At 72.2% G+C, this 14265-nt stretch carries 12 protein-coding genes; all 12 read left to right on the top strand.

Annotated elements, in window-relative coordinates; all coding sequences use genetic code 11:
* Positions 1–13 precede the first annotated feature (13 nt).
* Positions 14–853 carry an ATP phosphoribosyltransferase gene (gene hisG / locus BLQ67_RS00260; protein ID WP_092501458.1) on the top strand — a complete coding sequence of 280 codons (840 nt, stop codon included), beginning with the start codon at positions 14–16 and terminating at the stop codon, positions 851–853.
* Complete coding sequence (hisF, locus tag BLQ67_RS00255; RefSeq protein WP_092506686.1) at positions 850–1611, top strand: imidazole glycerol phosphate synthase subunit HisF; 762 nt, start codon at positions 850–852, stop codon at positions 1609–1611. The genes hisG and hisF overlap by 4 nt, the downstream gene beginning before the upstream one ends.
* A 64-nt stretch (positions 1612–1675) precedes the next feature.
* Positions 1676–2005, top strand: a complete 330-nt coding sequence (hisI, locus tag BLQ67_RS00250; RefSeq protein WP_092501457.1) for a phosphoribosyl-AMP cyclohydrolase — start codon at positions 1676–1678, stop codon at positions 2003–2005.
* The gene (locus BLQ67_RS00245; RefSeq protein ID WP_092501456.1) at positions 2002–3522 is read left to right on the top strand and encodes a chorismate-binding protein; all 1521 of its coding nucleotides are present in this window, start codon (positions 2002–2004) and stop codon (positions 3520–3522) included. Before hisI ends, BLQ67_RS00245 begins: the two co-directional genes overlap by 4 nt.
* Positions 3519–4088 (top strand): Trp biosynthesis-associated membrane protein, encoded by a 570-nt coding sequence (locus BLQ67_RS00240; RefSeq protein ID WP_092501455.1) that lies wholly within the window; start codon positions 3519–3521, stop codon positions 4086–4088. The genes BLQ67_RS00245 and BLQ67_RS00240 overlap by 4 nt, the downstream gene beginning before the upstream one ends.
* A gap of 31 nt (positions 4089–4119) precedes the next feature.
* Complete coding sequence (locus tag BLQ67_RS00235; RefSeq protein WP_231945105.1) at positions 4120–4365, top strand: DUF6704 family protein; 246 nt, start codon at positions 4120–4122, stop codon at positions 4363–4365.
* A complete protein-coding gene (gene trpC / locus BLQ67_RS00230) occupies positions 4365–5144 on the top strand; it encodes an indole-3-glycerol phosphate synthase TrpC (RefSeq protein WP_092501453.1) in 780 nt (259 codons plus the stop codon). The genes BLQ67_RS00235 and trpC overlap by 1 nt, the downstream gene beginning before the upstream one ends.
* Complete coding sequence (gene trpB, locus BLQ67_RS00225) at positions 5141–6352, top strand: tryptophan synthase subunit beta (RefSeq protein ID WP_092501452.1); 1212 nt, start codon at positions 5141–5143, stop codon at positions 6350–6352. Before trpC ends, trpB begins: the two co-directional genes overlap by 4 nt.
* On the top strand, positions 6349–7146 hold the full coding sequence (trpA, locus tag BLQ67_RS00220) for a tryptophan synthase subunit alpha (protein WP_092501451.1): 798 nt from the start codon (positions 6349–6351) through the stop codon (positions 7144–7146). The genes trpB and trpA overlap by 4 nt, the downstream gene beginning before the upstream one ends.
* Before the next feature lie 35 nt (positions 7147–7181).
* Positions 7182–8201, top strand: coding sequence for a prolipoprotein diacylglyceryl transferase (gene lgt, locus BLQ67_RS00215; protein WP_231945104.1), 1020 nt, complete (start codon positions 7182–7184; stop codon positions 8199–8201).
* Positions 8202–8257: 56 nt separating this feature from the next.
* A complete protein-coding gene (gene gltB, locus BLQ67_RS00210) occupies positions 8258–12802 on the top strand; it encodes a glutamate synthase large subunit (protein WP_231945103.1) in 4545 nt (1514 codons plus the stop codon).
* Entirely contained in the window at positions 12795–14249 is a 1455-nt protein-coding gene (locus tag BLQ67_RS00205) for a glutamate synthase subunit beta (RefSeq protein ID WP_092501450.1), read from the top strand. Before gltB ends, BLQ67_RS00205 begins: the two co-directional genes overlap by 8 nt.
* Positions 14250–14265 lie beyond the last annotated feature (16 nt).

Raw genomic sequence — 14265 nt, 5'->3', positions numbered from 1 at the left:
GAGACCACCAGCCATGCTGAAGATCGCCGTGCCCAACAAGGGCGCGCTGTCCGAGACCGCCGCCGGCATGCTCGAGGAGGCCGGCTACCACGGCCGCCGCGACGGCAAGGAGCTCATCGTCTCCGACCCGTCGAACGACGTCGAGTTCTTCTACCTCCGCCCCCGCGACATCGCGACGTACGTGGGCTCCGGCGTCATCGACGTCGGCATCACGGGCCGCGACCTGCTGCTCGACTCGGGCTCGCCCGCCATCGAGGTGCAGGGCCTCGGCTTCGGCCGCTCGACCTTCCGCTTCGCGGGCCCCGTCGGCGCGTTCTCGTCGCAGGACGAGCTCGCCGGCGTGCGCATCGCCTCGAGCTACACGGGCCTCGTGCGCTCGTGGCTCGACGCCCGAGGCCTCGACGCGACGCTCGTGCACCTCGACGGCGCCGTGGAGTCGGCCGTGCGCCTCGGCGTCGCCGACGCGATCGCCGACGTCGTCGAGACCGGGGCGACGCTGCGCAAGCAGGGCCTCGAGACGTTCGGCGACCCGATCCTGTCGTCGGAGGCCGTGCTCATCTCGTCGGGTGGCGAGCACGAGGGCGCGCGCACGCTGCGCCGCCGCCTCGAGGGCGTGCTCGTGGCTCGCCGCTACGTCATGGTCGACTACGACGTGCGCCGCGAGGACCTCGACGCCGCCGTGCGCGTGTGCCCCGGCAAGGAGTCGGCGACGATCTCGCCGCTGCGCGACGACGACTGGGTCGCCGTGCGCGTCATGACGGAGTCGCACGACGTGAACCGCGTCATGGATGCCCTCGAGGCCGCAGGCGCGAAGGCGATCATCGTCACGCGCATCCACGCAGCGAGGGTCTGATGCTCACGACGCGCGTCATCCCCTGCCTCGACGTGGCCGGCGGCCGCGTCGTGAAGGGCGTGAACTTCCAGGACCTCGCCGACCAGGGCGACCCGGTCGAGCTCGCGGCGCGCTACGCGAGCCAGGGCGCCGACGAGCTGACGTTCCTCGACGTCACCGCGACGGTCGAGGGCGCCGACACGATCCTCGAGGTCGTCGAGCGCTGCGCCGAGCAGGTCTTCATCCCCCTGACGGTGGGCGGCGGCGTGCGCACGGTCGCCGACGTCTCGCGGCTGCTGGCCCACGGCGCCGACAAGGTCGGCGTGAACTCGGCCGCGATCGCACGCCCCGAGGTCGTCGACGAGATCTCGGCCGCGTTCGGCGCGCAGGTGCTCGTCGTGTCGCTCGACGTGCTGCGCTCGACCGACACGCCCAGCGGCTTCGAGGTCACGACGCACGGCGGCCGTCGCCGCACCGGCATCGACGCCATCGGCTGGGCTGCCGAGGTCGACCGTCGCGGTGCTGGCGAGCTGCTCGTGAACTCGATCGACGCCGACGGCACGAAGGCCGGCTTCGACCTCGAGCTCATCCGCGCCGTGCGCGACGCGACGGGCGTGCCCGTCGTCGCGAGCGGGGGAGCGGGCGGCCCCGAGCACTTCGCACCCGCGGTCGACGCCGGCGCGGACGCCGTGCTCGCCGCGAGCATCTTCCACTCGCAGCAGTGCACGATCGACGACGTGAAGGCCGCGATGCGCGCGGCGGGGAAGACGGTGCGATGACGGTGCTGATCCCCTCGAGCGACGAGACGACGGCCGCGATGCGCGCGGCGGGGAAGACGGTGCGATGACCACGCTGCCCGAGCTCAAGACCGACGAGCACGGCCTCGTGCCCGCGGTGATCCAGGACGACGCGACGGGCGACGTGCTCATGGTCGGCTACATGGACGCCGAGGCGCTGCGCCGCACGTCGACCGAGGGTCGCGTGACGTTCTGGTCGCGGTCGCGCCAGGAGTACTGGCGCAAGGGCGACACGTCGGGCAACGTCCAGGTGCCCGTGTCGATCGCGATCGACTGCGACGCCGACACGCTGCTCGTGCGCGTGCAGCAGACGGGTCCCGCGTGCCACACGGGAAGCCGCACGTGCTTCTTCACGCCCATCGAGGTGACCTCGTGACCGCGACGACGACGCGCGAGGCGTTCGACGCGCTGCTGCCGACGCACCGCGTGATCCCGGTCGTGCGCGAGATCCTCGCCGACACCGAGACGCCCGTCGGCGTCTACCGCAAGCTCGCGGTCGACCGCCCGGGCTCGTTCCTGCTCGAGTCCGCCGAGCAGGGCGTCTGGAACCGCTTCTCGTTCGTCGGCGTCTCGTCGTTCGGCCAGCTCACGGCCGACGAGGGCGACGTGTCGTGGCGCAGCCACGGCCTCAGCATCGAGCGCCTGCTGGGCGACGACGCCCGGCGCACACCCCTCGAGACCGTCGCGCACGTGCTCGACCGGTGGCGCACGCCGCGCATCCCCGGCCTGCCGCGCCTCACGGGCGGCCTCGTCGGCCACATCGGCTGGGAGGCCGTGCGCGAGCTCGAGCACCTGCCGAACCCGCCGGAGCGCCAGGTCGACGTGCCCGCGATCGGCCTGTCGTTCGTCGCCGAGCTCGTCGTGCTCGACCACCGCTCGGGCACGGCGCTGCTCATCGCGACGGCGCTCGCCGACGGCGTCGAGGACGCCGACCGCCTGTGGGCGGGGGCGCAGCGCCAGCTCGACGACATGCAGGCGCGCCTCGCCGACGGCGCGCCCGCATGGCTCGCCGAGCCGCTCGCCGACGTCGAGCCCGAGCCGACCGCATCCGTGTCGCCCGACGGCTTCGCCGCCATGGTCGAGCGCGCGAAGGAGCACATCGTCGACGGCGACGTGTTCCAGGTCGTGCTGTCGAGCCGCTTCGACGTGCCGCTCGACGCGCATCCGCTCGACGTGTACCGCGTGCTGCGGCTCCTGAACCCGTCGCCGTACCTCTACCTGCTGACGCTCGAGGATGCCTCGGGCAAGCCGTACCAGGTCGTGGGCTCGAGCCCCGAGGCGCTCGTCACGCTGCACGAGGGTGCCGCGACGATGCATCCCATCGCCGGCTCGAGACCGCGCGGCGCCGACGCGGCGGCCGACAACGCCCTCGCCGACGACCTGCTCGCCGACCCGAAGGAGCGGTCGGAGCACGTGATGCTCGTCGACCTCGCGCGCAACGACCTCGCCAAGGTGTGCGAGGCGGGCTCGGTCGCCGTGACCGAGTTCATGGTCATCGAGCGCTTCAGCCACATCATGCACATCGTCTCGACGGTCGAGGGGCGGATGCGCGCCGACGCCTCCGCGGTCGACGCGTTCCGCGCCACGTTCCCGGCGGGCACGCTCTCGGGGGCACCGAAGCCGCGCGCGCTCGAGATCATCGACGCGCTCGAGCCCGCGCAGCGCGGCGTCTACGGCGGCGTCGTGGGCTACTTCGACTTCGCGGGCGACGCGGACCTCGCGATCGCGATCCGCACCGTGACGATCGTCGACGGCATGGCGCACGTGCAGGCGGGCGCCGGCCTCGTCGCCGACAGCGTGCCCGCCACCGAGCACGCCGAGGTGCGCAGCAAGGCCGCCGCGCCGCTGCGGGCGACGGCGCGAGCGGACGCGATGCGCAGGATCGTGCGATGAGGGCCCGGGGTCGCATCGTCGCGGTGCTCGCGCACCTCGTCGGCGGCGCCCTCATCCTCGCGGGCTCGGTGCTCGTGTGGGCGACCGTCGTCCCGGCCGACGCCCCGTCCGTCGAGCTCGACGGCACGACGGTCGCGCCGGCGCTCGCCCCCGTCGCCCTCACGCTCGGCGCCCTCGGCCTCGCGCTCACGATCGCGTCGCCCATCGTCGCTCGCGTGCTCGCGATCCTCGGCGTCGCGGTCGTCGGCATCGGCGCGACGCACCTCGCGCAGCGCGTCGCGACGCTCGGCGACACGATCGCCGACGCCGCGAGCGCCGCGACGGGCGTCACGACGCTCGACGCTGCATCGACGACCACCGCGGCGCCCGCCCTCGCGGTCGTGGGCCTCGTGCTCGCGCTCGCCTCGGCGGTCTGGGCGTTCGTCACGGCGCCGCACTGGCAGCGCAGGCAGGCGCAGCAGCGCTTCGAGCGCGCGGAGTCTGGCCTCGCGTGGGATGCGCTCGACGACGGCGAGGATCCGACGGCGAGCGGCCGGGCGGACGAGCGCGGCACCCACGACCGATAGACTGACCGAACCCATGGATTCGAGGAGCACCGTGAGCGACCAGACCGCCATCGAAGCGCACGCCGAGCCTGGCGAGGGCCACTCGCCTGCCGCCTGGGCGGCCGTGATCATCATGCTCGTCGCCATCGCGGCCGGCACGCTCTTCTTCTGGCTCGACATCCCCGCGCTCGTGTGGATCTCGGCCGCGTTCGTGCCCGTCGGCGCGCTCGTGGGCTGGGGCCTCGCGAAGGCCGGCTACGGCGTCAACGGACCGAAGTACACCCCCAAGGAGCACTGATGCTCGACGCCCTCACCGCTGGGGCGCTCGAGGATGCCGAGGCTCGTCGTGGCGATCTGCCGTACGACGAGCTCGACACCGTCGCGCGTGCCTCCCGCACCCCGATCGACGTCGTCGCGCTGCTGTCGCAGCCGGTCGACGGCGTGCACGTCATCGCCGAGGTGAAGCGCGCGAGCCCGTCGAAGGGTCGCATCGCCGACATCCCCGAGCCCGCAGCCCTCGCGGCCGCGTACGCCGAGGGTGGCGCGAGCGTCATCTCGGTGCTCACCGAGGGTCGCCGCTTCCTCGGCACGCTCGACGACCTGCGTGCCGTGCGCGCGGCCGTCGACGTCGCCGTGCTGCGCAAGGACTTCCTCTCGACGCGCTACCAGCTGCTCGAGGCTCGCGCGGCAGGTGCCGACCTCGTGCTGCTCATCGTCGCGGCGCTCGACGACGCGACGCTCGCCGACCTCCACGGCTTCGCCGAGGAGCTCGGCCTGTCGGTGCTCGTCGAGGTGCACGACGCCGACGAGGTCGCCCGCGCTCTCGCGGTCGGCGCCCGCATCGTCGGCGTGAACACGCGCGACCTCAAGACGTTCGAGATGCACCCCGAGCGATTCACGGAGCTGCGTCCGCTCATCCCGGCGGGCGTCGTCGCCGTCGCGGAGTCGGGCGTGCAGTCCGTCGGGGACGTGCAGGCGTACAAGGCGGCAGGTGCCCACGCGGTGCTCGTCGGCGAGACGCTCGTGCGCGACGGCGAGCCCGCCGCGCGCGTCGCGGCGTTCCGGAGCGCATCGTGAGCCTGCGGGCCGAGCGCGGCCCCGACTTCGGCGAGTTCGGCGGCATCCACATGCCCGAGCCGCTCATGGCCGCGATCGACGAGCTCGCCGCCGCCTACGAGGAGGCCCGTCAGGACCCCGCGTTCGGCGAGGAGCTCGCACGCCTCGGCCGCGAGTACACGGGTCGACCGTCGCTGCTCACCGAGGCGCCGCGCCTGTCGGCGTCGGTCGGCGGCGCGCGCATCTTCCTCAAGCGCGAGGATCTCAACCACACCGGCTCGCACAAGATCAACAACGTGCTCGGCCAGGCGTTGCTCGCGCAGCGCCTCGGCAAGACGCGCCTCGTCGCCGAGACGGGCGCGGGCCAGCACGGCGTCGCCACCGCGACGGCCGCCGCGCTCTTCGGCATGGAGTGCACGATCTACATGGGCGAGGTCGACACCGAGCGCCAGGCGCTCAACGTCGCCCGCATGCGCCTGCTCGGCGCCGAGGTCGTGCCCGTGAGGACGGGCGCGCGCACGCTCAAGGACGCCATCAACGAGGGCCTCCGCGACTGGGTGCGCACCGTCGACACGAGCCACTACCTCATGGGCACCGTCGCGGGCCCGCACCCCTACCCGGTCATGGTGCGCGACTTCCACGCCCAGATCGGCGAGGAGGCCCGCGCGCAGATGCTCGAGCAGGCAGGCAGGCTGCCGGATGCCGTGCTCGCGTGCGTCGGTGGCGGCTCGAACGCCATGGGCATCTTCCACGCCTTCCTCGACGACGCCGACGTGCGCCTCATCGGGTTCGAGGCGGCCGGCGACGGCGCCGAGACCGAGCGGCACGCCGTGACGATCGGCAAGGGCAGCCCCGGCGTGCTCCACGGCTCGCGGTCGTACATGCTGCAGGACGCCGACGGCCAGACGCTCGACTCTCACTCGATCTCCGCAGGCCTCGACTACCCGGGCGTCGGCCCGGAGCACGCGTGGCTGCACGACATCGGCCGCGCCGAGTACCAGCCCGTCTCCGACGCCGAGGCCATGGATGCCTTCCGCGAGCTCACGAGGCTCGAGGGCATCATGCCGGCGATCGAGTCGGCGCACGCCGTCGCGGGCGCCATGCGCCTCGCACGCGAGCTCGGCCCCGACGCCGTGCTGCTCGTGTCGCTCTCGGGTCGCGGCGACAAGGACGTCGCGACCGCAGCGAAGTGGTTCGACGTGCTCGACGAAGGGGCCACGCAGTCATGAGCCGCACGCAGCAGGCGATCGACGCCTCGAACGGCCGCGCCCTCATCGGCTACCTGCCGGCCGGCTACCCCGACCAGCAGGGCTGCGTCGACGCGTGCGTCGCGCTCGCCGAGGGCGGCTTCACCGCCATCGAGCTCGGCCTGCCGTACTCGGACCCGAGCCTCGACGGCCCCGTGATCCAGGCGGCGACGCAGGGCACGCTCGACCGCGGCTTCCGCATCGAGGAGGCCTTCGAGACCATCGCCGAGGTCACGCGCCGCACGAGCATCCCCGTGCTCGTCATGACGTACTGGAACCCCGTGCTGCGCTGGGGCGTCGACCGATTCGCCGGCCGCCTCGCGGAGGCCGGGGGAGCAGGGCTCATCACGCCCGACCTCGTGCCCGAGAACGGCGCCGAGTGGATGGCCGCGTCCGAGCACCACGACCTCGACCGCATCTTCCTCGCGGCCCCGTCGTCGTCGGACGAGCGCCTCGACGTCGTGCTGCAGGCGTCGCGCGGCTTCGTCTACACCGTCTCGACCATGGGCACCACGGGTGCGCGCGGCGAGATGGACACGGCTGCGCGCACGCTCGCCGACCGCCTCGACACGCGCCGCACGGCGCTCGGCCTCGACCTGCCCCGCTGCGTCGGCCTCGGCATCTCGACCGGCGCGCAGGTCGCCGACGTGCTCGGCTACGCCGAGGGCGCCATCACGGGCTCCGCGCTCGTCGCCGCCCTGCGCGACGGAGGTCAGGAGGGCCTGCGCGCGCGGGTCGCCGACCTCGCCGCGGGTACACTCGTCCAGTCCCACTGACCATTCGGTCGGGACCCACCGATCCCGGAGGATCCGTGCTCCAGAGCATCCCCAGCCCGTCGCCCGAGTGGCAGGGCGTCCCCGTCGGCGAGTGGCTGACGAACCTCATGCCGTTCCTCGGGAACGACGTGACGCTGCCGTGGGGCGCGACGTTCAACCTCGCGAACTTCGACATCCGCACGTACGCGCTGTGCATCCTGCTCGGCATCCTCCTCGCCGCCTGGCTCACCGCCCGCCGCCTGCGTCAGCGCGGCGTCGACGGCGGCCTCGTGATCGACGTCGCCGTGTTCGCCGTCATCCTCGGCATCATCGGCGCTCGCGTCTTCCACGTGCTCACGTATCCCGACGAGTACCTGGGCGAGAACTTCGACCTCTACAACGTCATCGCCGTCTGGAACGGCGGCGTCGCGATCTTCGGCGCCCTCATCGCGGGTGCCCTGGGCATCTGGCTCGGCTGCAAGTACACGGGACTGCGCTTCACGACGTTCGTCGACGCCCTCGCGCCCGGCATGCTCATCGCGCAGGCCGCTGGCCGCCTCGGCAACTACGTGAACCACGAGCTCTTCGGCCAGCCCACCGGCCTGCCGTGGGGCCTGCAGATCGAGGCGACGAACCCCGCGTTCCCCGTCGGCCTGCCCGAGGGCACGCTCTTCCACCCGACGTTCCTGTACGAGATCATCTGGAACCTCGTCGGCGCCGCCGTGATCCTGTGGCTCGACCGTCGGCGCGACATCCAGTGGGGCAAGGCGGCCGGCCTCTACCTCATCTGGTACGGCGTGGGCCGCATCGTGTGGGAGTCGATCCGCATCAACCCCTCCGAGGTCTTCTTCGGCATCCGCGTCAACGTGTGGGCCGCCATCGGTGCCGTCGTGCTCGGCGTCATCATCTGGCTCGTGCAGAGCCGCAGGCACCCGGGTCTCGAGCCCACGCCGTGGCAGCCTGGTCGGGAGCCCGAGGACGACGCGGTAGACTCCGAGACGTACTCCGAGCTCGACGAGGCCGACACAACGGCCGAGCCGGCGGTGGGCGCGGGAACCGCGACGACCACCACCTGATTCGCCACACGGGCCGACGACGTTCCGTGCCGCCCTCTCTTCTTCGGAGGTCCGACATGGCATCCATGCTCCGCCACCTCGGTGGCCACCCCGAGTCGGGGATGTACGACCCGCGACTGGATCGCGACTCGTGCGGCCTCGCCATGGTCGCGACGCTGCGCCGCAGCGCCGGCCATGACATCGTCGTGCACGCCCTCGACGCGCTGCGCAACCTCGAGCACCGCGGTGCCGTCGGCTCCGACGCCGGCACCGGCGACGGTGCGGGCATCCTCACGCAGATGCCCGACGAGTTCCTGCGCGCCGTCGCGGGCTTCGCCCTGCCGCAGGCCGGCGCCTACGCGGCGGGACTCGCGTTCCTGCCCGTCGACGACGCCGAGCGCGCCACGGCGAAGCGCGACATCGAGCGCCTCGCCGGCGAGGAGCGCCTCACGGTGCTCGGCTGGCGCGAGGTGCCCGTGCGCCCCGAGACGCTCGGCGAGCTCGCGCGCGCCGCGATGCCGGCCATCGAGCAGCTCTTCGTCGCCTCGGCGGGCACGCAGGCATCGGGCATCGACCTCGACCGCCTGACCTTCCGCCTGCGCAAGCGCATCGAGCGCGAGGTCGGCGACTACCTCCCGTCGCTCTCTGCCCGGACCATCACCTACAAGGGCATGGTCACGACGCTGCAGCTCGAGCCGTTCTACCCCGACCTGTCCGACGAGCGCTTCGCCACGAAGCTCGCGATCGTGCACTCGCGGTACTCGACGAACACGTTCCCGTCGTGGCCGCTCGCCCAGCCGCTGCGCATGATCGCCCACAACGGCGAGATCAACACGGTCGAGGGCAACCGCAACTGGATGCGCGCACGCCAGTCGCAGCTGCGCAGCGAGCTGCTCGGCGACCTCAAGCCGCTCTACCCCATCGTCACGCCCGGCATCTCCGACTCCGGCTCGTTCGACGAGGTGCTCGAGCTGCTGACCCTCTCGGGCCGCAGCCTGCCGCACGCCATGATGATGATGGTGCCGGAGGCGTGGGAGAACGCCACCGACCTCCCCGACGAGCTGCGCGCGTTCTACGAGTACCACTCGCTGCTCATGGAGGCGTGGGACGGCCCCGCCGCCATCTCGTTCACCGACGGCACGCTCGTCGGTGCGACGCTCGACCGCAACGGCCTGCGCCCGGGGCGCTGGCTCGTGACCGACGACGGCCTCGTCGTCGTCGCCTCCGAGACCGGCGTGCTGCCGATCGACCCCGCCCGGGTCGTGCAGCGCGGCCGCCTGCAGCCCGGCCGCCTGTTCCTCGTGGACACCGAGCACGGCCGCCTGCTCGACAACTTCCAGACGAAGATGGAGCTCGCACGGTCGCAGCCGTGGGGCGAGTGGCTCGAGTCGAGCCGCATCCACCTGAGCGAGCTGCCCGACCGCGAGCACGTCATCCACACGCCCGCGTCGGTCACGCGCCGTCAGCGCACCTTCGGCTACACCGAGGAGGAGGTGCGCATCCTGCTGACGCCCATGGCGGCGACGGGTGCCGAGCCCCTCGGCGCCATGGGATCGGACACGCCCATCGCGGTGCTCTCCGAGCGTCCGCGCCTGCTGTTCGACTACTTCGCGCAGGCGTTCGCGCAGGTCACGAACCCGCCGCTCGACTCCATCCGCGAGTCGGTCGTCACGTCGATGCGGCTGGGCCTCGGCCCCGTGCGCAACCTGCTCACCGCCTCCGCCGCGCACGCGAGCCAGGTCATCCTCGACTTCCCCGTCATCGACAACGACGAGCTCGCGAAGATCCGCCACATCGACCGCACGCCCGGCTCGCGCCGCACCGTGACGATCTCGGCGCTCTACCCGGTCGACGGGGGAGCGGACGCGATGGTCGCGCGCCTCGACGCCATGTGCGCCGAGGTCGACGAGGCGATCGCCGAGGGCGCGCAGTACGTCGTGCTGTCGGACCGCGACTCGAACGAGCAGCTCGCGCCGATCCCGAGCCTCCTCGCCGTGTCGGCCGTGCACCACCACCTCATCGACGCCGAGACGCGCATGCGCGTGGGCCTCGTCGCCGAGACCGGCGACGTGCGCGAGGTGCACCACGTCGCGCTCCTCATCGGCTACGGCGCCTCGGCGATCAACCCGTACCTCGCGATGGAGACCGCCGAGCAGCTGGCGATCACGGGCCGCATCCCGGGCATCAGCCCCGAGGATGCCGTGCACAACGTCATCAAGGCGCTCGGCAAGGGCGTGACGAAGATCATGTCGAAGATGGGCATCTCGACGGTCGGGTCGTACGCGGGCGCGCAGGCGTTCGAGGCGGTCGGTCTGTCGGAGGCGCTCGTCGAGCGCTACTTCGAGGGCACGCCCACGCGTCTCGGCGGCGTCGGCGTCGAGGTGCTCGCGAGCGAGTCCGCGCAGCGCCACGCGATCGCGTACCCGGCAGAGAAGGCGCCGTTCGCGCACGAGGGCCTGCCGACGGGCGGCGAGTACCAGTGGCGTCGCGACTCGACGCCGCACCTCTTCAACCCCGAGACGGTCTTCCGTCTGCAGCACTCGACGCGCACCCGTCAGTACGACGTGTTCCGCGAGTACTCGACGGCCGTCGACGAGCAGTCGCGCGAGCTGAAGACGCTGCGCGGCCTCTTCCGCCTCAAGACCGAGGGCGTCACGCCCATCCCGATCGACGAGGTCGAGCCGGTCAGCGAGATCGTGAAGCGCTTCTCGACGGGTGCCATGTCGTACGGCTCCATCTCGAAGGAGGCGCACGAGACGCTCGCGATCGCGATGAACCGCCTCGGCGCGAAGTCGAACACGGGCGAGGGCGGCGAGGACGTCGACCGACTGCTCGACCCCGAGCGCCGCTCGTCGATCAAGCAGGTCGCCTCGGGTCGCTTCGGCGTCACGTCGATGTACCTGACGCACGCCGACGACATCCAGATCAAGATGGCGCAGGGCGCGAAGCCCGGCGAGGGCGGCCAGCTGCCGCCCGCGAAGGTGTACCCGTGGGTCGCGCGCACGCGGCACGCGACGACGGGCGTCGGCCTCATCTCGCCGCCGCCGCACCACGACATCTACTCGATCGAGGACCTCAAGCAGCTCATCTTCGACCTCAAGCGGGCCAACCGCGAGGCGCGCATCCACGTGAAGCTCGTGTCGCAGTCGGGCATCGGCGCGGTCGCGGCGGGCGTCGCGAAGGCGAAGGCCGACGTCGTGCTCGTGTCCGGTCACGACGGCGGCACGGGCGCGAGCCCGCTGAACTCGCTGAAGCACGCGGGCACGCCGTGGGAGATCGGCCTCGCCGAGGCGCAGCACACGCTCATGGTCAACGGCCTGCGCGAGCGCGTCGTCGTGCAGGTCGACGGCCAGCTGAAGACCGGCCGCGACGTGCTCATCGGCGCGCTGCTCGGTGCCGAGGAGTACGGCTTCGCCACGGCGCCGCTCGTCGTGTCCGGCTGCATCATGATGCGCGTCTGCCACCTCGACACGTGCCCCGTGGGCGTCGCGACGCAGAACCCCACGCTGCGCGAGCGCTACACGGGCAAGCCCGAGTTCGTCGTCACGTTCTTCGAGTACGTCGCCGAGGAGGTGCGCGAGCTGCTGGCGTCGCTCGGCCTGCGCTCGATCGACGAGGCCATCGGCCGCTCCGAGCTGCTCGACGTCGACGACGCCATCCACCACTGGAAGGCAGACGGCCTCGACCTGCAGAAGGTGCTCGACGTGCCCGAGGGTGCAGGCGAGCGACGCAACACGACCGTGCAGGACCACGAGCTCGACGACCAGCTCGACATGCGCCTGCTCGACGACGTGCTGCGCGCGCACCACGCCGGCGAGACCGTGCGTCTCGACATCCCGGTCGCGAACACCGACCGCGCCGTCGGCACGATGCTCGGCAACGAGGTCACGAAGCGCCACGGCGAGGCCGGCATGCCGCCGGACTCGATCGACATCACGCTGCGCGGCTCCGCCGGCCAGTCGTTCGGCGCCTTCATCCCGCGCGGCATCACGCTGCGCCTGATCGGCGACTCGAACGACTACGTCGGCAAGGGCCTCTCCGGTGGGCTCATCACCGTGCGCCCCGACCCGGCAGCGCCGTACGTCGCCGAGCGCAACGTCATCGCGGGCAACGTCATCGGCTACGGCGCGACCTCCGGCTCGCTGCACATCCGCGGCATCGTCGGCGAGCGCTTCCTCGTGCGCAACTCCGGCGCGACCGCCGTGTGCGAGGGCACCGGCGACCACGCGCTCGAGTACATGACGGGCGGCATCGCCGTGATCCTCGGGCAGACGGGCCGCAACCTCGGCGCCGGCATGTCCGGCGGCGTCGCGTACGTGCTCGACCTCGACGCCGCGCGCATCAACCGCGAGTCGCTGCATGCGGGCGAGCTGCTGCTCGAGCGCCTGAGCGAGGAGGACGAGATCGAGCTCCGCGCGATCCTCGAGCGCCACGTCGAGCTCACCGAGTCGACCGTCGCCGCACGCCTCCTCGACGGCCGCGGCGGGCTCGCGGGCTTCACGAAGATCGTGCCCCGCGACTGGGCTGCCGTGCGGGACATCCGCAAGCAGGCCGAGGATGCGGGCATCGATCCCGACTCCGACCAGATCTGGACGCGCATCCTGGAGGTGACCGGTGGCTGATCCCCGCGGATTCCTGAAGACGACGGAGCGAGAGCTCGCTCCCAAGCGCCCCGTCTCGGTGCGCATCATGGACTGGAAGGAGATCGGCGAGCTCGGCGACAAGGCCGTGCTGCGCCGCCAGGCCGGTCGCTGCATGGACTGCGGCGTGCCGTTCTGCCACCAGGGCTGCCCGCTCGGCAACCTCATCCCCGAGTTCAACGACCTCACGTGGCGCGGCGAGGGCCGTGCGGCGAGCGACCGCCTGCACGCGACGAACAACTTCCCCGAGCTCACGGGCAAGCTGTGCCCCGCGCCGTGCGAGTCGTCGTGCGTGCTCGGCATCAACCAGCCCGCCGTGACGATCAAGCAGGTCGAGCAGTCGATCGCCGCCGACGCGTTCCAGCACGGCTGGATCGAGCCGCACCCGCCCGCTCGCCTCACGGGCAAGACCGTCGCGGTCGTCGGCTCGGGCCCCGCGGGCCTCGCGGCGGCGCAGCAGCTCACTCGCGCCGGCCACACCGTGGCCGTGTACGAGCGCGACGACCGCATCGGCGGCCTGCTGCGCTACGGCATCCCCGACTTCAAGCTCGAGAAGCGCACGATCGACCAGCGTCTCGCGCAGATGACGGCAGAGGGCACCCGCTTCCGGGCCGGTGTGGACATCGGCACCGACATCACGTGGGATGCGCTGCGCGAGCGGTTCGACGCCATCGTCGTCGCGACCGGCGCCATGGTGCCGCGCGACCTCGCGATCCCCGGCCGCGACCTCGCGGGCGTGCACTACGCCATGGAGTACCTGACGCAGCAGAACCGCGCCGTCGCAGGCACGGCCGTCTCGAGCCAGATCACGGCAGAGGGCAAGCACGTCGTCGTGCTCGGCGGCGGCGACACCGGCGCCGACTGCATCGGCACGGCGCACCGCCAGGGCGCGCTGTCGGTCACGAACCTCGCGATCGGCGTGCAGCCGCCCGCCGAGCGACCCGACCACCAGCCGTGGCCGACGCATCCCGCGATCTTCGAGGTGCAGTCGAGCCACGAGGAGGGCGGCGAGCGCACGTTCCTCGCCTCGACCGTCGAGTTCGTGTCGAACGAGGTCGGCGAGGTGCGCGCCCTCAAGGTCGCCGAGACCGAGATCGTCGACGGCGTGCGACGCCCCAAGGCGGGCACCGAGCGCGAGATCCCCGCGGACCTCGTGCTGCTCGCCCTCGGATTCACCGGTGCGGAGCAGGAGACCCTCGGCGGTCAGCTCGGCACCCAGTTCACCCGCGGCGCCGTCACGCGCGACGCGGACTACGCGACCTCGACGGAAGGCGTCTTCGTGGCTGGCGACGCCGGTCGAGGTGCATCGCTCATCGTGTGGGCGATCGCAGAGGGACGCGCGGTGGCAGCGGCCGTGGACCGGTTCCTGGAGGGGTCGACGACCCTGCCGGCACCGGTGCGCGCGACCGACCTCCCCATCCGCGCGTAGACAGTGGAAGACTCGT

The organism is Agrococcus jejuensis, from assembly GCF_900099705.1.
GTDB classification, from domain to species: domain Bacteria; phylum Actinomycetota; class Actinomycetes; order Actinomycetales; family Microbacteriaceae; genus Agrococcus; species Agrococcus jejuensis.
Note: the sequence above shows the minus strand (reverse complement) of the source record. Positions and strands in the feature narration are given on the sequence as shown.